Origin of the sequence: uncultured Pseudomonas sp., from assembly GCF_913777995.1 — a bacterium.
In the GTDB taxonomy this organism is placed as follows: domain Bacteria; phylum Pseudomonadota; class Gammaproteobacteria; order Pseudomonadales; family Pseudomonadaceae; genus Aquipseudomonas.
In genome coordinates this window covers 64,117-88,732 of sequence record NZ_CAJYVE010000028.1, presented here as the reverse complement: position 1 = coordinate 88,732, position 24,616 = coordinate 64,117, and the positions used below count along the sequence as shown (strand labels likewise).

Sequence of the window (24,616 nt, the reverse complement as noted above, 5' to 3'; positions counted from 1 at the left end):
ACTTGTCGAAGTCGAACTTGACGTCCAGCTCAACGCGAACGACTTCGGCAACAGCCGGGCAGCCATCAGCGTCAACGGTAACGTTGGCTGGGGTGTCTGGGCACTTGTCGACGTTGTCGCAAACGCCGTCGTTGTCCGAGTCGGAGCAAACTTCAGCAACTGGAGCTGGTGCTGGAGCTGGAGCTTTGCCACCGCTGCCACCGAAGTTCAGACCAACACCAACCGACGGACCCCACTCGGTGTAGCCGCTGTCGATGTTGTAGTTGGCTTCAACGCCAGCACGGGCGAAGAACATGTCGGTGATGTACCACTTGGCGCCAGCGCCAACGTTGGCGAAGGTGGAGTGGTCACGGCCGTTACGAGTGGCTTGGCCCAGGCTCTCGTGAGCGAAGCCAGCCGATACGTATGGACGCAGAGCGTCGCCAACGGTACCGAAGTGGTAGGTAGCGTCCAGCTTGGCCTTCGAACCTTTGATGTTCTTGTTGAAGACTTCGCCACGGGCGTTGTGAGTTTCGTTGTAGCCCAGGTCCAGGGATACGTCGTCAGTCAGGAAGTAACCCAGACGAACACCAGGGTTGGTGCCGTCGTTCTTGAAGTTACGCTCGCTGTCGTAGTACTGCTTGGTCACGTTGCCTTCGATTTCGACCGCGCCTTGGCCTTGAGCCATAACGCCGAACGAAGTAGCAGCGACGAGCGAGCCAATGGCCAAGCCCAAGGTGTTTTTCAGTTTCATCCGTTAAATCCCCATCTGGTGATAGTTAAGCAGTCCCACCAATCCGGGGGGACAACTCGACGGCAAGTCTAGCAGAACTCACCGATTCGTTAGAGATATTTGCTGCGGACTAAGTTTCATCCAATCCGGCAAATTTCTCACGAAGCTTGTCTAGGGCGCGCTTGTAGCGCATTTTCGTTGCGCTCAAGCCCATGTGCATGATGTCGGCGATCTCCTGGAACTCCAGCTCTGCGACAAAACGCAGCACCAGAATTTCCCGATCGATCGGGTTCACATGCACCAGCCACCTGTCCAGCCCGCCTTTTTCTTCCGGTTTCGGAGCCTTTTCCTCGGACGCCTCTTCTATAGGGTCCAGGCTCAAGGCATCCATCAACCGGCGTTTTCGACGCTCCTTGCGGTACTGGGTAATGCATTCGTTGTAGGTAATGCTGTAGAGCCAGGTCTTGAACTTGGACTTACCCTCGAAGTTCTTCAGGCCATACAGCACCTTCAGCATCACCTCCTGACAGACATCATCAGCATCGCGGTCGTTCCCTAGGTAACGCGCACAGACGTTGAAAAGGGTCCGCTGGTAGCGCCGCATGAGCTCCTCATAGGCGCGGGTAACGTGATACAGCTCCTCATGCGAACGCGCCACCAACTCCTCGTCGGTGAGTTCGCGGGGGTCATAACGCATGGGCGGCGAATGAACTTTATTCAAAACAGGTCTGGCCGACAGTCAGGTCAATGTCGCCGCTCAGCCCCCTTGGGCTGATTTCGCGGCGGCATACATTAACAGCTTTTGTGCGGTTAGCGGCTGTTGACTCGCTGCTCAAGGAGCACGCGATTGGACAGCGATACCAACTCACCCTCATCGGTCAGCAGGGTCGTCTTGACCGTGCCGATCTCCTCGATCATGCCTTCGACCTCTCCAACGCGCACTTGCTGGCCGACCTGGAACAGTTCACGCACATAAATGCCCGCCAAAATTTGCCCGGCGATTTCGCGGCTGCCGAGGCCCATGGCCAGCGCAACGGCCAGACCAACGGTAATCAGCCCGATGACGATCACATGGTTGAGCAGGTCGGTCTTGACCTCGAGCTGGCTGATCGCCACCGAGATGCTGATGATGATCACCAGGCCCTGGGTGATGCGCCCAAGGCCGGCGGAGTATTCCAAGCCGATACCCTCGGCAGCGCCACGCACTAAGCCATTGGCCACCTGCGCCAACAGCACGCCGGCCAGCAGCACCAACGCTGCGCCAAATACCTTGGGCAGGTATAAAGCAAGCATGTCCAGAGTGGCCGAAACCCGCTCAAGGCCGAGGGATTCAGCGGCCGAAACCAGGAAGATCAGAAGCACGAACCAGTAGACGATCTTGCCGATCAGCGTCGAGATCGGTACCTGGATGCCAACCCGGCCAAGCATCTTGGTCAACCCGGTGCCCGCCATCAGGCGGTCCAGGCCGAACTTGGCCAGCAGTTTGGAAAGCAGCGTGTCGAGCAGCTTGGCCACGACAAAACCGAGCAGCACCACGACCAGCGCGCCGAACAGGTTGGGGATGAAGTTCGCTACCTTGGTCCATAGGGCGGTCATCGCAGTGACCAGGCTCTGGGTCCAGAGATCGAGTTCCATATTCAATCGGCCTTATCTGCTTTGCTGCCAGCGGCAGCGTTGCGGGTAGAGTGTCGACGCACCGGCGCGACGTGCGCCGAGCCATTGTTCACGGCGATCAGCAATGCCTGGCTCCAGCGGCCAAGCAGGCTGAACAGATCGCCGGCACCGACCTGGCGGTTGGCGGTTTTCAGCACGCGACCCAGGCACGCGGCATCGTCTCGCTCCTCACCGGAGGGCGATGCGTTGAGCAGGTCACGCAAAGATTGTTCAAACGGATCGTGCATGGGCACCTCGCGCATTGTCAGTCAGAGACGAGATGGCCGGGCGATGGGTCACACATCGCACTGCAACGAATGTTTCAAGATCGCTCGGCACCTTCATACCCAACGCAACCGCCGGAACAACCACCACTGCCCCACTGCCAGCGCCAACACCACGATGCACGCCAACAAAAAGCCGTAAGGGTTGCTCGCCCCTGGTATGCCACCGACATTGATGCCCAGCAACCCGGTGATGAAACTCATGGGCAGGAAGATGCAAGTGATGATGCCGAAACGGTACATGGTGCGGTTCATCCGCTCGTTGAGGCGGCGATCCTCGCTCTCCAGCACCAACGCTGCCCGTTCGCGGGTCAGTTCGAGCTCTTCGAGGTAGCGGATAAGGCTGTTGTTGAGCTCGTTCCAGTAATCGGCGTCGGCATCGCAGAACCAGCTCCATTTGCTGCGCGACAACTGCGCATAGATCTCCCTCTGCGGCGCCAGAAACCGCCGCAAGCCCGCCGCACGGCGACGGATTTGCTGCAGGCTGCCATGCTCCGGGGTGTACCTCTCGTCGGACTCGACTTTTTCCTCTTCAAGGTCGACCAGTTCTGAGAGGTCGCTGACCAGGCTCTGGACTTTCTCGGTCAGCAGTTCGCCCATCAGCAGCAACAGTTCGGACGCCGATTTCGGCCCTCTACCCTCCTCCAGTTGCTGCAACACTTCATCGCTGGCACGCAGCGGCCGCAAGCGCAGCGAGATTACCCGCTGCGCCTGCGCATGGATGCGCACCGAGACCATGTCCTCAGGCTCTGCGCCCGGATTGAGGTTGACCCCACGCAAAAACAACAGCAGCTGTTCACCGGGCTGAGGCAGCAAGCGCGGCCGGGTGTTTTCCTCGAGCAGCAAGTCGCAAGCGAACTCGCTCAAGCCACTATCGTGCAACAGCCAACTGCGCGTTTGCGGATGACTGCGATCCCAGTGCAACCACAAGCTTTCCTGAGGCTGCAATTGCAGGCCATCCAGCTCGGTGCGGGCAATAGCACGTGCGCCGCCTTCACCATCGAGCACCAGGGCATGCACCAGCCCCCACTGCGCGTTGTCTTCCTCGAACATCAAAGCTCCATCAGCGCCAGCAGCGCGTTACTCCGGCATTTTCAGTGGGCTTGGCGAGATGATCACGCCATTGTTGTCGGCGTAGAGGTATTCACCAGGGCGGAAAGTGACACCTGCAAAAGTGACCGCCACGTTGAGGTCGCCTATGCCGCGCTTGTCGGTTTTCATCGGATGGCTGGCCAAGGCTTGCACCCCGACGTCGGTCTGAATCAGCACGTCCACATCGCGGACGCAACCATAGATCACCAGGCCTTCCCAACCATTTTTCGCTGCCTTTTCAGCGAGCATGTCACCGAGCAGCGCACGACGCAGCGAGCCTCCCCCATCGACCACCAGGACTTTACCAGTGCCATCGAGCTCGACCTGCTCTTTGACCAGGGAGTTGTCTTCGAAGCATTTGATGGTGACGATCTGGCCACCGAATGAATCACGGCCACCGAAGTTGCTGAACATAGGTTCGAGCACCTGGACCAAGTCCGGGTAGGCGTCACACAGGTCGGGCGTTACGTAATGCTGCATGGGAAGCTCCTGTCAGTCACAACGAAAGCGGGTGTTGGCCAAGGCTACACCGTAGACGCGGGTGTAGTCATCCGAGACCGGCAGGTCATGTTTCACCCGCATTGGATTCTTCGCGGTTGAGCCGGCCGCCACAGATGCTACGCATGCATGCAAATGAGCCCAATACGTGGGTTTACCCGCTAAGCGGCCGGTACAGGTCGGCAAGCCAGTTGCTACCAAAACGAGCCCTTACAACCCCAAAACCCGCGTAGCCGCCATGCATCGAGTATCAGTGAAACGTATTCAGCTGACAGGCACCGCCTCGCGCACCACCGTCGATTCATGTACCGGCACCAGCGGGTCGCGCAACCAGCGCTGCACCAACGGCCAGACCTGCGCCTGTGCCGCCTTGCTTACCAGCATGTCGACGTGACCGAAGGCCTCGAAGCCCTGTTCGACGCCCAGGCGCAGGAACTGCTTGCGCTCGCCACCGAACTGGTCGAACAGCTTACGGCAGGCCCACACCGGGTCCTGGAAGTCGCCGGCCCCGGCCACGGCCAATAGCGGCACATCAACCTCGGCCAAGCCCGCCCACCAGTCGCCCTGTTTGTCACCAAAACGTCCAAACAGGCCGTGCCATCGCATGCTCTCCAGGGCCACGCCAATCGGCTCGTCCTCCGGCCCACGCTTGAAGCGCGGCCCCGAAATCTGCCCCCAACGCTTGAGCAACAGCTTCGCACCCCAGGTTAGCGGCGGCACCTTCAAAGGCCAGTACACCCGGCTGACCTGGGTACCGAACAACGCAAGGCTGGCCACTTGGTCAGCCCTGAGGTAGCCACCACCCAGGGCCGCGACCAACGTCGTACCGCCCAGCGAGTGGCCGACCCAGTGCGGCACCTGCCCGGTTTGTTCAGCCACGAATGCTGCGATCAACGGCAAGTCATAGCGTGCGTAGTCGCTCACGCTGTTGTGCTTCCAGGCATTGTTGCGCGGCGATAAACCATGCCCGCGCATCTCAGGTACCCATACATCGAACCCGGCCCGCGCCAGTTCTGCGCCCAGGCCAATACCCTTGGGCGAATACCAGAAACGCCGGTTCGAGAAGCTACCGTGCAGCAGAATTACCGGCACCCCCTCGGCCCGGCCATGATCGGCCAGCCCCAGACGGGTCACAGCCAATTCGACGCTGGCGTCGGGGCTGTTGCCGGCTTTGATGCGATATACGTCTTCACTGAGGTCACCGCGGCGCTCGGCACTGAGCAAGGCCACGGGAAAAAGATTGCTGCTGCTTTGCATAAGGTTGCTTGATGCACAAAAAAGGGCGTGATCCATCGCTGGAACCCGCCCTGGAAAAAACCAGGCGTGGGCGCGCCAGATGCGCCCACGCAATTTACCGTATCAGGCCGCGCCTTGGCCTTCGGCCAGGAAGAACCAGGTTTCAAGAACCGAATCCGGGTTCAGCGACACGCTTTCGATGCCCTGTTCCATCAGCCATTTGGCCAGGTCCGGGTGGTCCGAGGGGCCCTGACCGCAGATGCCGATGTACTTGCCAGCCTTGTTGCACGCGGCAATGGCGTTGGCCAGCAGTTTCTTCACCGCAGGGTTTCGCTCATCGAACAGGTGGGCAATGATGCCAGAGTCGCGGTCCAGGCCCAGGGTCAGCTGAGTCAGGTCGTTGGAGCCGATGGAGAAACCGTCGAAATATTCGAGGAACTCTTCGGCAAGGATCGCGTTGGACGGCAGTTCGCACATCATGATTACGCGCAGACCGTTATCGCCACGGGCCAACCCGTTTTCAGCCAGCAGATCGACCACCTGGCTGGCCTCGCCCAGGGTCCGCACGAACGGCACCATGATCTCGACGTTGGTCAGACCCATCTCGTTGCGCACGCGCTTGAGGGCTCGGCACTCGAGCTCGAAGCAGTCACGGAACGACTCGCTGATGTATCGCGAAGCCCCGCGGAAGCCCAGCATCGGGTTTTCTTCTTCCGGTTCGTAAAGCTTTCCGCCAATCAGGTTGGCGTACTCGTTGGACTTGAAGTCCGACAGGCGCACGATGACCTTTTTCGGGTAGAAGGCCGCAGCCAAGGTGCTGATACCCTCCACCAGTTTTTCGACATAGAAGCCGACTGGGTCGTGATAACCGGCGATACGCTTGTCGACGCTCTCTTTAAGCTCCGGTGGCAGCCCGGCGTAGTTCAGCAGTGCCTTGGGGTGCACGCCGATCATACGGTTGATGATGAACTCCAGGCGCGCCAAACCAACGCCGGCATTGGGCAACTGGGCGAAGTCGAAGGCACGGTCGGGGTTGCCGACGTTCATCATGATTTTGAACGGCAGCTCTGGCATGGCATCCACCGAGTTCTGCTTGACGTCAAAGCCCAGCTCACCTTCGAAGATGAAACCGGTGTCGCCCTCGGCGCAGGACACCGTCACGCCCTGACCGTCCTTGAGCACCTGAGTGGCGTTGCCGCAACCAACTACGGCTGGAATGCCCAGCTCACGCGCGATGATAGCGGCGTGGCAGGTACGCCCGCCGCGGTTGGTGACGATGGCGCTGGCGCGCTTCATCACAGGCTCCCAGTCCGGGTCGGTCATATCGGAAACCAGCACGTCGCCCGGCTGCACTTTGTCCATCTCGGACACGTCGTTGATCACACGCACCTTGCCTGCACCAATGCGTTGGCCGATGGCGCGACCTTCCACCAGAACGGTGCCCTTTTCTTTGAGCAGGTAACGCTCCATGACGTTGGCGCTGGCGCGGCTCTTCACGGTCTCGGGGCGGGCCTGGACGATGTACAGCTGGCCGTCGTCACCATCCTTGGCCCACTCGATGTCCATCGGGCGCTGGTAGTGCTCTTCGATGATCATCGCCTGCTTGGCCAGCTCGTTGACTTCTTCGTCGCTCAGGCAGAAACGCGCGCGCTCGGCACGCTCGACTTCCACGGTCTTGACCGAGCGGCCGGCCTTGGCTTCATCGCCATAGACCATCTTGATGGCCTTGCTACCCAGGTTGCGGCGCAGGATGGCCGGGCGGCCAGCCTTGAGGGTTTGCTTGTGAACGTAGAATTCGTCCGGGTTGACCGCACCCTGCACCACGGTTTCACCCAGGCCATAGGCGCCGGTGATGAACACCACGTCACGGAAACCCGACTCGGTGTCGAGGGTGAACATCACCCCAGCGGTACCGGTTTCGGAGCGGACCATGCGCTGCACGCCTGCGGACAGGGCCACCAGCTTGTGGTCGAAGCCCTGGTGGACGCGATAGGCAATGGCACGGTCGTTGAACAGCGAGGCGAACACTTCCTTGGCCGCACGGATCACGTTGTCGACGCCACGGATATTCAGGAAGGTTTCCTGTTGACCGGCGAACGAGGCGTCCGGCAGGTCTTCGGCGGTGGCCGAGGAACGCACGGCCACAGCGATATTGTCATTGCCCTTGGACATTTCGGCGAACGCGGTTCGGATTTCCGAATCAAGGCGTGCCGGGAATTCAGCCTCCATCACCCATTGGCGGATTTGCGCGCCAGTCTTGGCCAGGGCGTTGACGTCGTCTACATCCAAGGCATCGAGGGCCGCGTGGATCTTGTCGTTCAGGCCACTTTGCTCGAGGAAGTCGCGGTATGCCTGAGCCGTAGTGGCAAAGCCGCCCGGTACCGACACGCCTTTACCGACGAGGTTACTGATCATCTCGCCCAGGGATGCGTTCTTGCCCCCCACGTGCTCTACATCATGGACGCCGAGCTTATCGAGGGAAACTACGTACTCTACCAAGGTGATCTCTCCACTAACTAGTTGTTCGTTGTCTGGGAAAAGCTCATGTGCGCGGACGCTTGTGGCCCGAACCTGGAAAAAGCGAGAATGCAGGCCATCAGGGCCCGCAAGCGCGCCTATCATATCCAAGAATCGTCATCAGCTTAAGGCCAGAGTCGCAAATGAAACGATCCGCGTTCTTTATCTCCGATGGCACCGGCATCACCGCCGAAACGCTTGGTCAAAGCTTGCTGGCACAGTTTGAAAACACGACCTTCAACAAGTTCACCCGCCCCTACATCGACAGCGTCGAGAAGGCCCGGGCCATGGTCATGCAGATCAACCAGGCTGCCGAACGCGACGAGGCCCGGCCGATCATCTTCGATACCATCGTCAACCAGGAAATCCGCGAGATCCTGGCCACTTCCAATGGCTTCATGATCGACATCTTCTCGACCTTCCTGGCCCCGCTGGAACAGGAGCTTAGTTCACACTCCTCGTATTCGGTGGGCAAGTCGCATTCCATTGGTCACAACTCCAACTACATGGAACGCATCGAGGCGGTGAACTTCGCCCTGGACAACGACGACGGCGCGCGCACCCACTACTACGACAAGGCCGACATCATCCTGGTCGGCGTGTCGCGCTGCGGCAAGACCCCGACCTGCCTGTACATGGCCATGCAGTTCGGCATTCGCGCCGCCAACTACCCGCTGACCGAAGAAGACATGGAACGCCTGCAACTGCCGGCGGCGCTGAAGAACCATCGCGACAAGCTGTTCGGCCTGACCATCGACCCCGACCGCCTGACCGCCATCCGCCACGAGCGCAAGCCCAACAGCCGCTACGCCAGTTATGCGCAGTGCGAGTTCGAAGTCCGTGAGGTAGAGAACCTGTTCCGCCGCGAGAACATCCCGCACCTCAACTCCACGCATTTCTCGGTGGAAGAAATCTCGGCCAAGGTGCTGGTGGAAAAAGGCGTGGAGCGACGTTTCAAGTAGGTACGCATTCCGCATGGGAATGCCGGCATAGCAAGACGGAATTTCCCAGCCTGCCGACGGCCCTCTACATTGGGCACTCCATCATAAGGAGATGCCCATGCACCCTGAGCCGCTGCACCTTTACGTCGACGCCCGCTTTGTCAGCCCTTACGCCCTTTCGGCCTTCGTCGCCCTGCGCGAAAAGGGGCTGGCCTTCGAGACCGTGCAGGTGGACCTCGACAACGCCGCCCAGCACCAGCCGCACTATGCCGGCCTGTCGCTGACGCACCGGGTGCCGACGCTGGTGCAAGGCGATTTCGCGCTCTCCGAATCCTCGGCCATTACCGAATACCTGGACGAAAGCTTCCCCGGCCAGCGCCTTTATCCTCAGGCTGTGCAGGCGCGGGCCAAAGCCCGCCAGGTGCAGGCCTGGCTGCGCAGCGACCTGCTGCCGATCCGCAGTGAGCGCAATACCCTGGTGGTGTTCTGCGGGCACCGGGTCGTCGCGCCCCTGTCCGCCGATGCCCAGCAGGCAGCGGACAAGCTGTTCAAGGCCGCACTGGCCCTGCTGTCGGACGACCGTGAATACCTATTTGGCGAATGGTCGATCGCCGACGTGGAACTGGCGGTAATGCTCAACCGCCTGGTGCTCAACGGCGACCCGGTTCCCGCCAGGCTCGCAGACTACGCCGCGCGCCAGTGGCAACGGCCTTCGGTGCAGCAATGGCTGGACCTGCCACGCGCTTGATGCATCGGCATTTCGCGGCCGACGCCTACAGACCAGGATCGGGCACTCTCACCCAACCTTCCATCAGCAACCGCGCACTGCGGCTCATGATTGCCCTGGTGACCTGCCACTGGCCGTTCACCTGCACCGCCTCGGCACCGACCCGCAAGGTGCCGGACGGATGGCCGAAGCGGACCGCGTTGCGGGCCCCACCCCCTGCTGCAAGGTTGACCAGGGTGCCGGGGATGGCAGCGGCGGTACCGATGGCCACTGCCGCGGTCCCCATCATCGCGTGATGCAGCTTGCCCATCGACACGGCACGCACCAGCAGGTCGATATCCTCGGCCTGCACCGCCTTGCCGCTGGACGCGGTATAGCTGGCCGGCGGCGCGACGAAGGCCACCTTGGGGGTATGCTGACGGCGCTGCGCCTCATCGACATGGGCGATCAGCCCCATGCGCACCGCGCCGATGGCGCGAATGCTTTCCAGCAAGGCCAGAGCCTTGGGATCACCATTGATGTCCGGCTGCAACTCGCTGCCGCTGTAACCGATGTCACGGGCATTGATGAACACCGTAGGAATGCCGGCATTGATCAGTGTGGCCTGCAGCGCGCCCAGGCCGGGAACCTGCAGCTCGTCGACCAGCCGCCCGGTGGGGAACATCGAACCACCCTCGCCCTCCTCGTCCGCCGCCGGGTCGAGAAACTCCAGTTGCACCTCCGCCGCCGGGAACGTCACCCCGTCCAGCTCGAAGTCACCGGTTTCCTGCACCTGACCGTCACGCATCGGCACATGAGCGAGGATGGTCTTACCGATATTGGCCTGCCACACGCGGATCACCGCCACGCCATCGGCGGGCAAGCGCGCGGCATCCACCAGGCCGCTGTGGATGGCGAAGGCTCCCACCGCCGCCGAAAGGTTGCCGCAGTTGCCGCTCCAGTCCACGAACGCTTTGTCGATGGCCACCTGGCCGAACAGGTAGTCGACGTCATGCTCGGGCCGCGTGCTGCGCGCCAGGATCACCGTCTTGCTGGTGCTCGACGTGGCGCCGCCCATGCCGTCGATCTGCTTCTCGTAGGGGTCGGGGCTGCCGATCACCCGTAGCATCAGCGCGTCGCGGGCCGGCCCCGGAAGCTGCGCCGCCTCCGGCAGATCCTGGAGGCTGAAAAACACTCCCTTGCTGGTACCGCCGCGCATGTAGGTCGCGGGAATCCGCAGTTGCGGTGAATGGTTCATGAACGGGCTCCGTCATAACAGGTTGGAATGGCATCGGCGCTGCAGGCCGCGTGCCGTACGGCCGACATCAGGCCACGTCCCCGGCGAGGAAGTCCTGGGCAAAGCGCTGCAGCACACCGCCAGCCTCGTAGATGGACGACTCCTCGGCGGTGTCCAGGCGGCAGGTCACCGGTACCTCCAGGCGTTCGCCGTTGCGCCGGGTGATGACCAGGGTCAGGGTCGCACGCGGGGTACGCTCGCCGATCACATCGAAGACCTCACTGCCGTCGAGACCCAGGGTCAGGCGGCTGGTGCCGGGCAGGAACTCCAGCGGCAGCACCCCCATACCCACCAGGTTGGTGCGGTGAATACGCTCGAAGCCCTCGGCGACGATGGCCTCCACCCCGGCCAGACGCACGCCCTTGGCCGCCCAGTCGCGGGACGAGCCCTGGCCATAGTCGGCGCCCGCGACGATGATCAATGGCTGCTTGCGCGCCATGTAGGTTTCGATCGCCTCCCACATGCGCGTCACCTGGCCATCCGGCTCGATACGAGTGAGGGAGCCCTTCTTCACCTGACCGTCGACCACGGCCATTTCGTTGACCAGTTGCGGATTGGCGAAGGTGGCGCGCTGTGCGGTCAGGTGGTCGCCACGGTGCGTGGCGTAAGAGTTGAAGTCCTGTTCCGGCAGGCCCATCTTCGCCAGGTATTCACCCGCCGCACTGCTGGCCAGAATGGCGTTGGACGGTGACAGGTGATCGGTGGTGATGTTGTCGGGCAGCACCGCCAGCGGGCGCATGCCCTTGAGCGTACGCTCGCCGGCCAGGGCACCCTCCCAGTACGGCGGGCGACGGATGTAAGTGCTTTGCGGGCGCCATTCATAGAGCGGCGCCACCTGGGCGTGCTCGGCCTCGATGGCGAACATCGGGATGTACACCTTGCGAAACTGCTCGGGCTTGACCGCCGCACGCACCACCGCGTCGATTTCTTCATCGCTGGGCCAGATGTCCTTGAGACGAATCTCCCGACCATCGACCACACCCAGCACGTCCTTCTCGATGTCGAAGCGGATGGTGCCGGCAATGGCATAGGCCACCACCAGCGGCGGCGAGGCCAGGAACGCCTGGCGCGCGTAGGGGTGAATACGTCCGTCGAAGTTGCGGTTGCCGGAGAGCACCGCCGTGGCATACAGGTCGCGGTCGATGATTTCCTGCTGGATCTTCGGGTCCAGGGCGCCGGACATGCCGTTGCAGGTGGTGCAGGCGAAGGCCACGACGCCGAAGCCCAGGCGTTCCAGCTCGGTATCCAGGCCGGCTTCTTCCAGGTACAGGGCCACCGCCTTGGAGCCCGGTGCCAACGATGACTTGACCCACGGTTTACGGGTCAGCCCCAGGCGATTGGCGTTGCGGGCCAGCAGGCCGGCAGCGATCACGTTGCGCGGGTTGCTGGTATTGGTGCAACTGGTTATCGCGGCGATGATCACCGCGCCATCGGGCATCTGTCCCGGCACCTCCTGCCACGCCCCGGCGATGCCCCGCGCCGCCAGATCGCGGGTCGCCACTCGGGCATGCGGGTTGGACGGGCCAGCCATGTTGCGCACTACGGTGGACAGGTCGAAATGCAGCACACGCTCATACTGCACCTCGGCCAGGCTCGCCGACCACAGGCCGGCGGTTTTCGCGTAGTGCTCGACCAGCTGCACCTGCTGCTCCTCACGCCCGGTCAGGCGCAGGTAGTCCAGGGTCTGTTCGTCGATGGCGAACATCGCCGCCGTGGCTCCGTATTCCGGGGCCATGTTGGAAATCGTCGCGCGGTCGCCCAGGGTGAGGCTCGCCGCACCACGGCCATAAAACTCCAGGTAGGCGCCCACGACCTTCTGCTTGCGCAGAAACTCGGTGAGCGCCAGCACCACATCGGTGGCGGTGATGCCCGGCCCGACCCGCCCGCTCAGCTCCACCCCGACGATATCCGGCAGGCGCATCCACGAGGCGCGGCCCAGCATCACGTTCTCGGCCTCCAGCCCACCGACACCGATGGCGATCACCCCCAGGGCGTCGACATGCGGGGTGTGGCTGTCGGTACCCACCAGGGTATCGGGAAAGGCAACGCCATCACGCACCTGCACCACCGGCGACATCTTCTCCAGGTTGATCTGGTGCATGATGCCGTTGCCCGGCGGAATTACCTCGACGTTCTTGAACGCCTTACGGGTCCAGTCGATGAAATGGAAACGGTCTTCGTTGCGGCGGTCTTCGATGGCGCGGTTCTTCTCGAAGGCCTGCGGATCGTCACCACCGCACTCCACTGCCAGGGAGTGGTCGACAATCAATTGCACCGGCACCACCGGGTTGACCTGCGCCGGGTCGCCCCCCTGGGCGGCGATGGCGTCGCGCAGGCCGGCCAGGTCGACCAGCGCGGTCTGGCCAAGAATGTCGTGGCACACCACCCGCGCCGGAAACCACGGAAAGTCCAGCTCGCGGCGCCGTTCGATCAACTGGCGCAAAGAGGCCTGCAGGGTCTCGGGCGCACAGCGGCGCACCAGGTTCTCGGCGAGCACGCGAGAGGTATAAGGCAGCCCTGCCCAGGCACCGGGAGTAATGGCTTCCACCGCCTCGCGGGCATCGAAATAATCCAGCCCGGTGCCGGGCAGCGCTTTGCGGTATTGAACATTCATGGTCGACGGACTCGGTCACGGTAATCGTTGAAAAGGCGGGAGGCTCATGGTCGGCCTCCCTGCCCCGACGGCACTCAGCGCTGGGCGATGGGCACGAAGGCACGCTGCTCCACCCCGATGTACTCGGCGCTGGGGCGGATGATGCGGTTGTTGGCACGCTGCTCGAACACATGCGCAGCCCAGCCGGTGACCCGCGAACAGACGAAGATCGGCGTGAACAGCGGCGTGGGAATGCCCATGAAGTGGTACGCCGAGGCGTGGTAGAAATCGGCGTTGGGGAACAGCTTCTTCTCGTCCCACATCACCTTGTCGATGGCCTCGGACACCGGGAACAGCACGGTATCGCCCACTTCCCGGGCCAACTGCCGCGCCCACTCCTTGATGACCTCGTTGCGCGGGTCGGAATCACGGTAGATGGCATGCCCGAAGCCCATGATCTTCTCTTTGCGCGCCAGCATGTCCAAAGTGCCCTGGCGCGCCTCTTCGGCCGAGCCGAAGCGCTGGATCATCTCCATCGCCGCCTCGTTGGCGCCGCCGTGCAGCGGGCCACGCAGACTGCCGATCGCCGCCGTGATGCAGGAGAACAGGTCCGACAGCGTCGAGGCGCACACCCTTGCGGTGAAGGTGGAGGCGTTGAACTCATGCTCGGCGTAGAGAATCAGCGACACGTTCATCACTTTGCGGTGCAGTTCGCTGGGGCGCTTGTCCAGCAGCAGGTGCAGGAAGTGGCTGGCCAGATCCGGCTCGTCGGTCCTGCAGTCGATACGCTGGCCATCGTGGCTGAAGCGGTACCAGTAGCACATGATCGCCGGAAAAGCGGCCAGCAGGCGGTCGGTGGCGTCACGCTGCTGGTCGAAGCTGTGCTCCGGCTCCAGGGTGCCGAGCATCGACGCGCCGGTGCGCATCACATCCATCGGATGGGTGGCGGCAGGGATGCGCTCCAGCACGTCCTTGAGCGCCTGGGGCAGATCGCGCAGACCGTGCAGGCGCTGCAGGTAGCCGTCCAGCTGCGCCTGGGTCGGCAGCTCGCCGTACAGCAGCAGGTAGGCGACCTCTTCGAAACTGGCACCGGCGGCCAGGTCACGTACGTCGTAACCGCGATAGGTCAGCCCGGCGCCGGCCTGGCCGACGGTGGACAGTGCTGTCTGGCCGGCCACCTGGCCACGCAGGCCGGCACCACTCAATACTTTTGCTTCAGCCATGACGTTCTCCATTTGTCTGTCTTGTTTGTACGCCCGAGCGAACAGGCACTCGCCCATTAAGGCAGATCTGGCCTTCGCCTACGGTTTCTTTTGCGCGAACAGCTCATCGAGCTTCTGTTCGAAGCGGTGATAGTCGATGGCGTCGTACAGCTCCATGCGTGTCTGCATGGTGTCGATGACGTTCTTCTGCGTACCGTCGCGGCGAATCGCGTTGAACACGTTTTCCGCCGCCTTGTTCATGGCGCGGAACGCCGACAAGGGATACAGCACCAGGCCGACACCCACCTCACGCAGCTCATCGACGCTGAACAGTGGCGTGGCACCGAACTCGGTGATGTTGGCCAGGATCGGCACGCCCACGCGGCTGGCGAACTGCTGATACATGCCCAGCTCGGTGATCGCCTCCGGGAAGACCATGTCGGCGCCGGCCTCGATGCAGGCGGCGGCGCGCTCCAGCGCCGAGTCCAGCCCCTCGACCGCCAGGGCGTCGGTACGCGCCATGATCACGAATGCCGGGTCGGTGCGCGCGTCGGCAGCGGCTTTGATGCGGTCGACCATTTCCTGCCGCGAGACGATCTCCTTGTTCGGCCGATGGCCGCAGCGCTTGGCGCCCACCTGATCTTCGATATGGATACCCGCCGCACCGGCCTTGATCATCGAACGCACGGTACGCGCCACGTTGAACGCCGACGAGCCGAATCCGGTGTCGGCATCCACCAGCAGCGGCAGGTCGCAGACATCGGTGATGCGCCGCACATCGGTGAGCACGTCGTCCAGGCCGGAAATACCCAGGTCCGGCAACCCCAGGGAGCCGGCGGCGACACCGCCACCGGACAGGTAGATGGCCTTGAAACCCGCGCGCTGGGCCAGCAGCGCATGGTTGGCATTGATGGTGCCGACCACTTGCAGCGGACGCTCGCTGGCCACGGCGTCGCGCAGGCGTTGGCCGGGCGTTGAAGGGACTTGACTCATGCTTCACCTCGTTCTGGAGCCGCCTGGTAATGGCGCTCGATGTTGCGTCGGGACGCGCCGATATGGCGGCGCATCAGAAGTTCGGCCAGCTCGCCATCGCGGTCGGCGATGGCGTCCAGGATCCGGTGGTGTTCGGCGAAAGCCTGGCGCGGGCGATTGGGGGTGGTGGAAAACTGGATGCGGTACATGCGCACCAGCTGGTAAAGCTCACCACACAACATGCGATACAGGGCCTGGTTGCCACTGCCCTGGATGATCCGGTAATGGAAGTCGAAATCGCCCTCCTGCTGGTAGTAACCCACCCCAGCCTGAAAGGCTTCGTCACGCTCATGGGTGTCGAGCACCTGACGTAACTCGTCGATCTGCGCCTGACTCATGCGCTCGGCCGCCAGGCGACAGGCCAGGCCTTCCAGCGATTCGCGAATTTCATAGAGCTCGATCATCTGCGCCGGGTCAAGGGACACCACCCGGGCGCCGACATGGGGAATGCGCACCACCAGGCGCTGGCCTTCGAGGCGGTGGATGGCTTCGCGTAACGGGCCACGGCTGATGCCGTAGGTGCGCGCCAGTTCAGGCTCGGAAATCTTGCTGCCCGGCGCAATCTCACCCTTGACGATGGCCGCCTGGATACGCCGGAAAACGTTCTCCGCAAGTGTTTCGGCATCCTGCATGGCAGGCACGGATGACTCCAGCACTTCCAGCATATTGTCGACACCCTTTATCGTTGAATAGCGTTAATCTAGCCCCTGAAGATCATATCGTCAAAGATCGCGAACAGATTGTCGACAATCTTTCAATAAGCGCGACATTGCAATCTGCACGATGGGCGCCTGACGACAGTCGGCACGCATGCTAGAATGCGCCGGTTTTTTCACCCCCTTTTCAGTTGACCGGCGAACCCAAGGGCCCTCTGCGGGTCTGAGGCTGTCACCTTTCGTTGCTTGCCAGGATCCAATGACTCGTTTCACACCGCTGTTCGCTCTGTTGCTCTCCCTGTCCGCCTGGGCCGACGACCGATCGGTCTATGGCCTCCATGAATATGTGCGCCTGCCCGAGATCGACCTCGAAGTTCCCGCCAAGCTCGACACCGGCGCCCATACGGCCTCGCTCAGTGCCCGCGACATCGAGTACTTCACCCGTAACGGGCAGCGCTGGGTGCGTTTCTACCTGGCCATCGACAAGGCCCATGGTCACCCCATCGAGCGTCCGCTGCTGCGCGTCGGCCAGATCAAGCGCCGCGCTGACGACCTGGGAGCCAATGCCAAGCAGCAGTACAGCGCGCGTCCGGTCATCGACCTGGATGTCTGCCTCGGCGAAGAATTACTGCGCCTGGAAGTGAACTTGACCGACCGCAGCGCTTTCCAATTTCCGCTCCTGATTGGTGCAGACGCCCTCAAGCGCTTCAACGCGATGGTCGACCCCAGTCTGAAATACGCCGCCGGCAAGCCTGCCTGCTCGGCCAAAATCGCTCAAAACGCAGAGTAATCCCATGCGCGCTCTTACCCTTCACCTGAAAGTCCTGATCGGTGTCCTGGTCACCCTGGGCCTGGCGATCACGGCGTATCAGGTACTGGTACTCGGCATCCCGATGACCGAAGACGAAACCGACGACCTGTGGAACATCGATGCCAAGATCGAATTCGTCGCCAACCCCAAGGAATCGGTCAAGGTACAGATGTTCGTGCCGCCCCTGGCGCAGGACTACATCAGCCTCAATGAGAGCTTCATCGCCAACAACTATGGGGTCAGCGTCAACCGGGTCGACGGCAACCGCAAAGCCACCTGGTCTTCACGCCGGGCCACGGGCAACCAGACCCTCTACTACCGCCTGGTGCTGACCAAGCGCTACAGCGCCGACAAACCTAAGCCCAAGGGTCCGGTGTTCCGCGACAGCCTGCCGGTGGAAGGTGCCGAGAAAGTCGCTGCCGAGGCGCTGCTGGCACCGATCCGCCAACACTCGGCCGACGTCGAGACCTTCGTCAGCGAGGCCATCAAGCGGGTCAACAACCCCAAGGACGACAACGCCAAGCTGCTGCTCGGGGGCGATCCGTCGGTGGCGCGCAAGGCGCAGGTCACCGACCTGCTGCTGTCCATTGCCCACGTGCCGATGGAAAAGGTCCACACCATCCGCCTGGAGGCGGGCACGCCGCAGACACCGGAACTGTGGCTGCGCAGTTTCAATGGCAAGGAATGGCTGTACTTCAACCCCGAGACCGGTGAGTCCGGCCTGCCCGCCGACCGCCTGCTGTGGTGGACCGGCGACGAGCCGCTGGTGAGCATCGACGGCGCACGCAAACCCTTGGTGACCTTCACCCTGAGCAACAGCGAGATGAACGCCATCCGCCTGGCACAGCTCACCGACGAGAACACCGACGCCGACTTCCTCTCCTACTCGCTGTATGGCCTGCCACTGCAGACCCAGCAAAGCTTCATGGTCATGGTGATGATCCCCATCGGCGTGCTGGTGATCCTGGTGCTGCGCAACCTCATCGGCCTGCAGACCCTGGGCACCTTCACCCCGGTGCTGATCGCCCTGGCGTTCCGCGAGACCCAGCTGGACTTCGGCATTCTGCTGTTCACCTTCATCACGGCCCTGGGCCTGTCGCTGCGTTCATACCTGGAACACCTCAAGCTGCAGATGCTGCCGCGCCTGTCGGTGGTGCTGACCTTCGTGGTGGTGCTGATCGCCGCCATCAGCCTGTTCAGCCACAAGCTGGGCCTGGAGCGCGGCCTGTCGGTGTCGCTGTTCCCGATGGTGATCCTGACCATGACCATCGAGCGCCTGTCCATCACCTGGGAAGAGCGCGGCGCCAGCCACGCCATGAAGGTCGCCATCGGCACGCTGTTCGCGGCGTCGCTGGCCTACCTGATCATGACCGTGAAGGAACTGACCTATTTCGTGTTCACCTTCCCGGCCATCCTGCTGGTGCTGGTCGGCTTCATGCTCGCGATGGGCCGCTACCGTGGCTATCGCCTGACCGAGCTGGTGCGTTTCCGCGCCTTCCTCAAACAGGACGAGCCGCAATGATCGGCTGGTGGAAGACCTGGAAGGCCCTGGAAGCGCGGGGCATCATGGGCATCAACCGGCGTAACGCCGACTTCGTGCTCAAGTACAACAAGCGCAGCCTGTACCCGGTGGTGGACGACAAGATCCTCACCAAGGAGCGCGCCCTGGCGGCTGGTATCCACGTGCCGCAGATGTATGGGGTGATTTCCACGGAGAAGGAAATCGACCGCCTGGACGAGATCATCGGTGGTCATGACGACTTCGTCATCAAGCCGGCCCAGGGCGCCGGCGGCGACGGCATCATGGTCATCGCCGACCGCTTCGAAGACAGCTTCCGCAGCGTCTCCGGAAGGCTGGTCAGCCGTTCGGAAATCGAGCACCAGATTTCCAGCATCCTCACCGGCCTGTATTCGCTGGGTGGCCACCGTGACCGCGCACTGATCGAGTACCGGGTGATCCCCGATGCGATCTTCAAGAGCATCAGTTACGAAGGCGTACCGGACATCCGCATCATCGTACTGATGGGTTACCCCATCATGGCCATGCTGCGCCTGCCGACCCGTCAGTCTGGCGGCAAGGCCAACCTGCACCAGGGCGCCATCGGCGTGGGCGTCGACCTGGCCACCGGCATCACCCTCAAGGGCACCTGGCTCAACCGCATCATCAGCAAGCACCCGGACACTGCCAATGCCGTCGACGGCGTGCAACTGCCCTACTGGGACGGTTTCATGAAGCTGGCCGCCGAGTGCCATGAGCTGTGCGGCCTGGGCTACATCGGTGTGGACATGGTGCTGGACCAGGAAAAAGGCCCCTTGATTCTCGAACTCAACGCGCGCCCCGGCCTGAACATCCAGATCGCCAACGACTGCGGCCTGACCCTGCGCACCCAGGCGGTGGAGGCCCACCTGGAGAAACTCGCCCTGAATGACGAGCGCGAGACGCCGGAGCAGCGTGTGCGGTTCGTGCAGGAGCTGTTTGGGCACGTGCCTAGTGCCTAGTGCCTAGCCAGGCTTGTACCGCTGAAAATATCGACAAACATATCGGCCGGCACCCACTAACAGTAATGCCAGTTGCAACCAAGGCAGTGGCCGCCTAACTTCCAATTGAACGGGCCGCCCCCGATCGCCGGCTCATGGAGGAGCTGATATGTCGATCTGCAATCTGAAATTCGGAAAACTCGCCGTCGTGCTGGTACTGGTAGTAGGGTCAGCAACCGCGAGCGAGCCGCCACCGCAAAAGCCTGTCGCGCAGGGAAACCTTGTCATTTATGACAAGAGAAAAGATAACGGCGATTGGCCGGTCAACTGCAGTATTCCATTCGAGCGAACCGTGACCAATTTTCCAGATGGGGATGATGGCTGCACCAACGATGAAGCTTACGGATTCAAGATAAACAACGCCGAATCAGCGGCAATCGTTTGGTTTGATGACAATGGCAAATGCGAGGGCGGAGGGAACTTCAGGTTCAAGCTCAGAACCATCAAGAATCCAACGAGCATGACTGAGGTCATGCCACTCGATGCGCTGGATCAATACAGCGCAGGCCAGGTGGTCACGCCGGGTCTACAGTTAATAGAGAAGAACGTAGACGGGCAAATTCACGGCAAACTGAGTTGCGTTGAAATCACGATGTCTCCGCTTCCATGAGCGTAATGGCGGTTCTCGGCGACTGCAATGCAAGCAAAGCCTGTCCTACCCAGGTACTCGTGATTACAATCAGCGCCTTTCCGCCATTGATCGTAGTCACCGATGCCCATCTGCACGCTGCACCCCCTTGCGTATCAAGCCGACCCTGCGCCGTATTTCGCCAGGATTCGCCATGAGCCCGGTGCGGTGCTGCTCGACAGCGGGCGCCCGCATGCCGGGCGGGGACGTTTCGACCTGCTCAGCGCCTGGCCGGTTGAACAACTGCTGTGTACGCCAGGCGAAAGTGGCCAGGCCTTTCTCCAACGCTTACGCACCAGCCTGACGCAACTGGGCGATGCGCAACTGCCTGACGGCTGTCCCCTACCCTTTGCCGGCGGCCTGATCGGCTACCTGGCCTACGACTTCGGCCGGCGCCTGGAGCACCTGCCCGAACAGTCCATCGACGACCTGCAGCTGCCGGATGCTCAACTGGGCCTTTACGCCTGGGCGCTGATTACCGATCACCAGGCCAGCACCACGCAGCTGGTCTTTCACCCTTCACTTGCAGCGGCAGAGCGCGAGCGCCTGATCAGCCTGTTCAGCGAACCGATCGCCGAGGCTTCTGGCGAGTTCCACTTGACCGGCCCTTTCCAGGCCAATCTGGACGCAGGCCAGTATGCCGAGGCGTTCAATCGCCTGAAAAACTACATCCAGGCTGGCGACTGTTACCAGGTCAACCTGACCCAGCGCTTCCAGGCCAAGTGCGCCGGCGACCCATGGGTGGCTTATCAGGCGTTGCGCAAGGCCTGCCCTACGCCCTTTTCCGGCTACCTTCCGCTACCCGAGGGCGGCGCGATCCTCAGCGTCTCGCCGGAACGCTTCGTGCGCATCAGCCAGGGCCAGGTGGAAACCCGCCCGATCAAGGGCACCCGACCGCGCGGCCGCGACGCCCGCGAGGACCGGCAGCTGGCCGACGAACTGCTGGCCAGCCCCAAGGACCGCGCGGAAAACCTGATGATCGTCGACCTGCTGCGCAACGACATGGGCCGCAACTGCCGCATCGGTTCGGTGCGCGTGCCCGAGCTGTTCAGCATCGAGAGCTACCCCAACGTCCATCATCTGGTCAGCAGCATCACCGGCGAACTGGCGGCGCAACGTGACGCCCTCGACCTGATCGCCGGCAGCTTTCCCGGCGGTTCGATCACCGGAGCGCCGAAGATCCGCGCCATGCAGATCATCGACGAGCTGGAACCGCAACGTCGCGCGCTGTATTGCGGCTCGCTGCTGTACCTCGACGTGCGCGGCGAAATGGACAGCTCCATCGCCATCCGCAGCCTGCTGGTCAAGGATGGCCAAGTGTCGTGCTGGGCCGGCGGCGGTGTCGTTGCCGATTCGGACTGTGAAGCCGAATACCAGGAGTGCTTCACCAAGGTCGGCGTGCTGCTGCGCACCCTGGAGGCTCTATAGGGTTTGAGCCGCGCAAGCCGCGGCCACACTCAAGGCCGATGCACTGAGCGGGCCGACCACATCGCGGCTCAAGCCCCTCCTACCTGGTGACCTGCGGCAATCCGGCGGGTATCGTCGGCCTGTCAGAGACTCAGGGGGCGATTCGAGGCCTGGATGAACGCCTTCTTGAGTTCTGCGAAGCTGTGCACCGCCGGGAACTGCGGGAATTCGCGAATCACGTTGTCCGGTGCATGGAACAGAATGCCCACGTCGGCCTCGCCGAGCATGCTGGTGTCGTTGTACGAATCGCCAGCGGCGATCACCCGGTAATACAGACTCTTGAAGGCCAGTACCGACTGGCGCTTGGGGTCCTTCTGGCGCAACTGATAGCTGACCACACGGTCGGTTTCGTCGGTGACCAAGCGGTGGCACAGCAGTGCGGGGAAACCCAGCTGGCGCATCAGCGGCTGGGAGAATTCGTAGAAAGTGTCGGAAAGAATCACCACCTGGAAACGTTCACGCAGCCAATCGACGAACTCCACCGCGCCATCGAGCGGCTTGAGCGTGGCGATCACTGCCTGGATATCCGAAAGTTTCAGCCCATGCTCATCGAGGATGCGCAGGCGCTGCTGCATCAGCACGCCGTAGTCGGGCACATCCCGGGTCGTGGCCCGCAGGGCCTGGATACCGGTTTTTTCAGCGAAGGCGATCCAGATTTCCGGCACCAGCACCCCTTCCAGATCGAGACAGGCAATTTCCACGGCACACTCCATGAGCACTTGTAAGGAAGGCGGCACTGTAGGGGCAGGCGCCGGCAAAGTGCAACCTCGCAGCCAGTCAGCGGGCACGCTCACAGCAGGAAGGTTTTTGTTACCATGGCCGTCATTTCGAGCGCTTAAGCGCCATTTCCAGACCTAGGACCACGCCTGATGAACCAACCATTCGACGTTGCCGAACTGGCAGCGACGTACGCCAACAAATCGCCGCAAGACATTCTCAAACTGGCGTTCAGCCACTTCGGCGACGATCTGTGGATCTCGTTCAGCGGCGCTGAAGACGTGGTGCTGCTGGACATGGCCTGGAAGATCAACAAAAACGTCAAGGTGTTCAGCCTCGACACCGGCCGCCTGCATCCCGAAACCTATCGCTTCATCGACCAGGTGCGCGAGACCTATGGCATCGCCATCGAAATCGTCTCGCCAGACCATACCCAGCTGGAGCCCTTCGTGAAGGAAAAGGGCCTGTTCAGTTTCTACAAGGACGGGCATGGCGAATGCTGCGGCATCCGCAAGATCGCGCCGCTGCGTCGCAAGCTGAGCGAAGTGCGGGCCTGGGCTACCGGCCAGCGCCGCGACCAGAGCCCCGGAACACGCAGCCAGGTGGCCGCTCTGGAGATCGACAGCGCCTTCTCAACCGCCGAGCGAACCCTGTACAAGTTCAACCCGCTGGCGCAGATGAGCAGTGAAGAAGTCTGGGGTTACATCCGTATGCTGGAACTGCCGTACAACAGCCTGCACGAGCGCGGCTTCATCAGCATCGGCTGCGAGCCCTGCACTCGCCCGGTACTGCCGAACCAGCACGAGCGCGAAGGTCGCTGGTGGTGGGAAGAGGCCACGCAGAAGGAATGCGGGCTGCACGCCGGCAATCTGATTACCAAGGCCTGAGCAGAGCACAGAGCCGCAGGATCAGCCCGAAGGCTTTTCTTGCGGCTCTTCACGTGAGGCGTGCAATGCGCCTCAATGCACGGGCAGGTCGACGTCGGCGAACAGCTCTTCGAGTTCCTGACGGTTATGGCAGTGAATCGCCTTGGCCATGACCTCACGGGTCAGGTGGGGGGCGAACTTCTCGATGAAGTCGCACATGAAGCCGCGCAGGAAGGTGCCGCGACGGAAGGCGATCTTGGTCACGCTGGACTCGAACAGGTGGCTGGCATCCAGGGTCACCAGATCGCTGTCCTGCTCTTCATCTACGGCCATGTGCGCAACGATGCCCACCCCCAGGTTGAGTCGCACGTAGGTCTTGATCACGTCGGCGTCGGCGGCGGTGAACACCACCTTGGGCACCAGGCCACGGTTGCTGAAGGCTTCGTCCAGCTTGGAGCGGCCGGTGAAACCGAAAACGTAGGTGACGATGGGGTATTCGGCCAACAGTTCCAGGGTCAGCTTGGGCACCTTGGTCAGCGGGTGACCCTGTGGCACGACCACGCAGCGGTTCCAGCGGTAGCACGGCATCATGATCAGGTCGCCGAACTGATCCAGCGCCTCGGTGGCGATGGCGAAGTCGACGGTGCCATCGGCGGCCATCTCGGCGATCTGCGTCGGCGAGCCCTGATGCATGTGCAAGGCGACGTCCGGATACTGCTTGATGAAGCCACTGATCACCGAAGGCAGGGCATAGCGTGCCTGGGTATGGGTGGTGGCGATGGACAGCGTGCCCTTCTTCTCGTTGGAGAACTCCTGGGCGATCTGCTTGATGCTCTCGACCTTGCGCAGGATTTCGCCGGCCGTGGTGATGATACGCTCGCCCGCTGGCGTGACGCGGGTCAGGTGCTTGCCACTGCGGGCGAAGACCTCGACACCCAGTTCGTCCTCGAGCAGGCGGATCTGCTTGCTGATACCCGGTTGCGAGGTATAGAGACTCTGAGCCGTCGCGGAGACGTTGAGGTCGTGGTGCGCCACTTCCCAGATGTAGCGCAATTGTTGGAGCTTCATAAGTATCCCTCAAAGCAGATGGGCATCAGCGAAGGTATATAACCGCATCGATGGTCTAAGGCGGAAAGATAGAACTTTTTATCACCTTTATGCGCCGATGGC

The 24,616-nt window shown here is 62.1% G+C and carries 23 protein-coding genes; 8 read left to right on the top strand and 15 right to left on the bottom strand.

Translation table 11 applies throughout. The annotated features are described in order from the left end of the window. The 8 genes from QZ497_RS12390 to ppsA all read right to left on the bottom strand — a co-directional run. A partial coding sequence (locus QZ497_RS12390; protein ID WP_295475103.1) for an OmpW family outer membrane protein occupies nucleotides 1–733 on the bottom strand: 733 nt, incomplete at its 3' end. A gap of 109 nt (nucleotides 734–842) precedes the next feature. After that, nucleotides 843–1,409, bottom strand: coding sequence for an RNA polymerase sigma factor SigX (gene sigX / locus QZ497_RS12385; protein WP_060477726.1), 567 nt, complete (start codon nucleotides 1,407–1,409; stop codon nucleotides 843–845). Between the two features lie 113 nt (nucleotides 1,410–1,522). Continuing rightward, nucleotides 1,523–2,347: a mechanosensitive ion channel domain-containing protein gene (locus tag QZ497_RS12380; protein WP_060477727.1), complete on the bottom strand. Its 825-nt coding sequence runs from the start codon at nucleotides 2,345–2,347 to the stop codon at nucleotides 1,523–1,525. Between the two features lie 2 nt (nucleotides 2,348–2,349). Further along, on the bottom strand, nucleotides 2,350–2,613 hold the full coding sequence (locus QZ497_RS12375) for a hypothetical protein (protein ID WP_060477728.1): 264 nt from the start codon (nucleotides 2,611–2,613) through the stop codon (nucleotides 2,350–2,352). Nucleotides 2,614–2,706: 93 nt separating this feature from the next. Next, nucleotides 2,707–3,702 (bottom strand): zinc transporter ZntB, encoded by a 996-nt coding sequence (locus QZ497_RS12370; RefSeq protein ID WP_060477729.1) that lies wholly within the window; start codon nucleotides 3,700–3,702, stop codon nucleotides 2,707–2,709. A gap of 27 nt (nucleotides 3,703–3,729) precedes the next feature. After that, nucleotides 3,730–4,221, bottom strand: coding sequence for a ribonuclease E activity regulator RraA (gene rraA / locus QZ497_RS12365; protein ID WP_060477730.1), 492 nt, complete (start codon nucleotides 4,219–4,221; stop codon nucleotides 3,730–3,732). A 282-nt stretch (nucleotides 4,222–4,503) separates the two neighbouring features. After that, nucleotides 4,504–5,496, bottom strand: coding sequence for an alpha/beta fold hydrolase (locus QZ497_RS12360; RefSeq protein ID WP_225915519.1), 993 nt, complete (start codon nucleotides 5,494–5,496; stop codon nucleotides 4,504–4,506). Nucleotides 5,497–5,598: 102 nt separating this feature from the next. Beyond that, on the bottom strand, nucleotides 5,599–7,920 hold the full coding sequence (gene ppsA, locus QZ497_RS12355; protein ID WP_295475088.1) for a phosphoenolpyruvate synthase: 2,322 nt from the start codon (nucleotides 7,918–7,920) through the stop codon (nucleotides 5,599–5,601). A 215-nt stretch (nucleotides 7,921–8,135) separates the two neighbouring features. Here ppsA and QZ497_RS12350 point away from each other — a divergent pair, with 215 nt between their 5' ends. Further along, the gene (locus QZ497_RS12350) at nucleotides 8,136–8,954 is read left to right on the top strand and encodes a pyruvate, water dikinase regulatory protein (RefSeq protein ID WP_295475085.1); all 819 of its coding nucleotides are present in this window, start codon (nucleotides 8,136–8,138) and stop codon (nucleotides 8,952–8,954) included. A 97-nt stretch (nucleotides 8,955–9,051) separates the two neighbouring features. After that, on the top strand, nucleotides 9,052–9,681 hold the full coding sequence (gene yfcF / locus QZ497_RS12345) for a glutathione transferase (protein WP_295475082.1): 630 nt from the start codon (nucleotides 9,052–9,054) through the stop codon (nucleotides 9,679–9,681). Nucleotides 9,682–9,706: 25 nt separating this feature from the next. Here yfcF and prpF read toward each other — a convergent pair whose 3' ends face one another. The 5 genes from prpF to QZ497_RS12320 all read right to left on the bottom strand — a co-directional run bounded on the left by prpF (nucleotide 9,707) and on the right by QZ497_RS12320 (nucleotide 16,428). Further along, a complete protein-coding gene (prpF, locus tag QZ497_RS12340) occupies nucleotides 9,707–10,897 on the bottom strand; it encodes a 2-methylaconitate cis-trans isomerase PrpF (protein WP_295475079.1) in 1,191 nt (396 codons plus the stop codon). A 67-nt stretch (nucleotides 10,898–10,964) separates the two neighbouring features. Continuing rightward, nucleotides 10,965–13,550 carry a Fe/S-dependent 2-methylisocitrate dehydratase AcnD gene (gene acnD, locus QZ497_RS12335; protein ID WP_295475076.1) on the bottom strand — a complete coding sequence of 862 codons (2,586 nt, stop codon included), beginning with the start codon at nucleotides 13,548–13,550 and terminating at the stop codon, nucleotides 10,965–10,967. A gap of 74 nt (nucleotides 13,551–13,624) precedes the next feature. Further along, a complete protein-coding gene (prpC, locus tag QZ497_RS12330) occupies nucleotides 13,625–14,752 on the bottom strand; it encodes a 2-methylcitrate synthase (RefSeq protein WP_295475073.1) in 1,128 nt (375 codons plus the stop codon). 78 nt (nucleotides 14,753–14,830) lie between these two features. After that, nucleotides 14,831–15,724 carry a methylisocitrate lyase gene (gene prpB, locus QZ497_RS12325; RefSeq protein ID WP_295475070.1) on the bottom strand — a complete coding sequence of 298 codons (894 nt, stop codon included), beginning with the start codon at nucleotides 15,722–15,724 and terminating at the stop codon, nucleotides 14,831–14,833. Continuing rightward, nucleotides 15,721–16,428 carry a GntR family transcriptional regulator gene (locus QZ497_RS12320; RefSeq protein ID WP_295475067.1) on the bottom strand — a complete coding sequence of 236 codons (708 nt, stop codon included), beginning with the start codon at nucleotides 16,426–16,428 and terminating at the stop codon, nucleotides 15,721–15,723. The genes prpB and QZ497_RS12320 overlap by 4 nt, the downstream gene beginning before the upstream one ends. Nucleotides 16,429–16,678: 250 nt before the next feature. Here QZ497_RS12320 and QZ497_RS12315 point away from each other — a divergent pair, with 250 nt between their 5' ends. From QZ497_RS12315 to pabB, 5 genes are all read left to right on the top strand, one after another. Then, on the top strand, nucleotides 16,679–17,209 hold the full coding sequence (locus QZ497_RS12315) for an ATP-dependent zinc protease (RefSeq protein WP_295475064.1): 531 nt from the start codon (nucleotides 16,679–16,681) through the stop codon (nucleotides 17,207–17,209). A gap of 4 nt (nucleotides 17,210–17,213) precedes the next feature. After that, on the top strand, nucleotides 17,214–18,752 hold the full coding sequence (locus QZ497_RS12310; RefSeq protein WP_295475061.1) for an inactive transglutaminase family protein: 1,539 nt from the start codon (nucleotides 17,214–17,216) through the stop codon (nucleotides 18,750–18,752). Beyond that, nucleotides 18,752–19,729: an alpha-L-glutamate ligase-like protein gene (locus QZ497_RS12305; protein ID WP_295475107.1), complete on the top strand. Its 978-nt coding sequence runs from the start codon at nucleotides 18,752–18,754 to the stop codon at nucleotides 19,727–19,729. Before QZ497_RS12310 ends, QZ497_RS12305 begins: the two co-directional genes overlap by 1 nt. A gap of 148 nt (nucleotides 19,730–19,877) precedes the next feature. After that, nucleotides 19,878–20,378 carry a hypothetical protein gene (locus QZ497_RS12300; protein WP_295475058.1) on the top strand — a complete coding sequence of 167 codons (501 nt, stop codon included), beginning with the start codon at nucleotides 19,878–19,880 and terminating at the stop codon, nucleotides 20,376–20,378. 102 nt (nucleotides 20,379–20,480) lie between these two features. After that, on the top strand, nucleotides 20,481–21,824 hold the full coding sequence (gene pabB / locus QZ497_RS12295; RefSeq protein ID WP_295475055.1) for an aminodeoxychorismate synthase component I: 1,344 nt from the start codon (nucleotides 20,481–20,483) through the stop codon (nucleotides 21,822–21,824). A 122-nt stretch (nucleotides 21,825–21,946) separates the two neighbouring features. On the opposite strand, the gene thrH is transcribed toward pabB, so the two are convergent. After that, the gene (gene thrH, locus QZ497_RS12290; RefSeq protein WP_295475052.1) at nucleotides 21,947–22,564 is read right to left on the bottom strand and encodes a bifunctional phosphoserine phosphatase/homoserine phosphotransferase ThrH; all 618 of its coding nucleotides are present in this window, start codon (nucleotides 22,562–22,564) and stop codon (nucleotides 21,947–21,949) included. A gap of 168 nt (nucleotides 22,565–22,732) precedes the next feature. Here thrH and QZ497_RS12285 point away from each other — a divergent pair, with 168 nt between their 5' ends. Further along, nucleotides 22,733–23,467, top strand: a complete 735-nt coding sequence (locus tag QZ497_RS12285) for a phosphoadenylyl-sulfate reductase (RefSeq protein ID WP_295475049.1) — start codon at nucleotides 22,733–22,735, stop codon at nucleotides 23,465–23,467. Between the two features lie 72 nt (nucleotides 23,468–23,539). On the opposite strand, the gene cysB is transcribed toward QZ497_RS12285, so the two are convergent. Beyond that, nucleotides 23,540–24,514 (bottom strand): HTH-type transcriptional regulator CysB, encoded by a 975-nt coding sequence (gene cysB / locus QZ497_RS12280; RefSeq protein WP_295475046.1) that lies wholly within the window; start codon nucleotides 24,512–24,514, stop codon nucleotides 23,540–23,542. Nucleotides 24,515–24,616 lie beyond the last annotated feature (102 nt).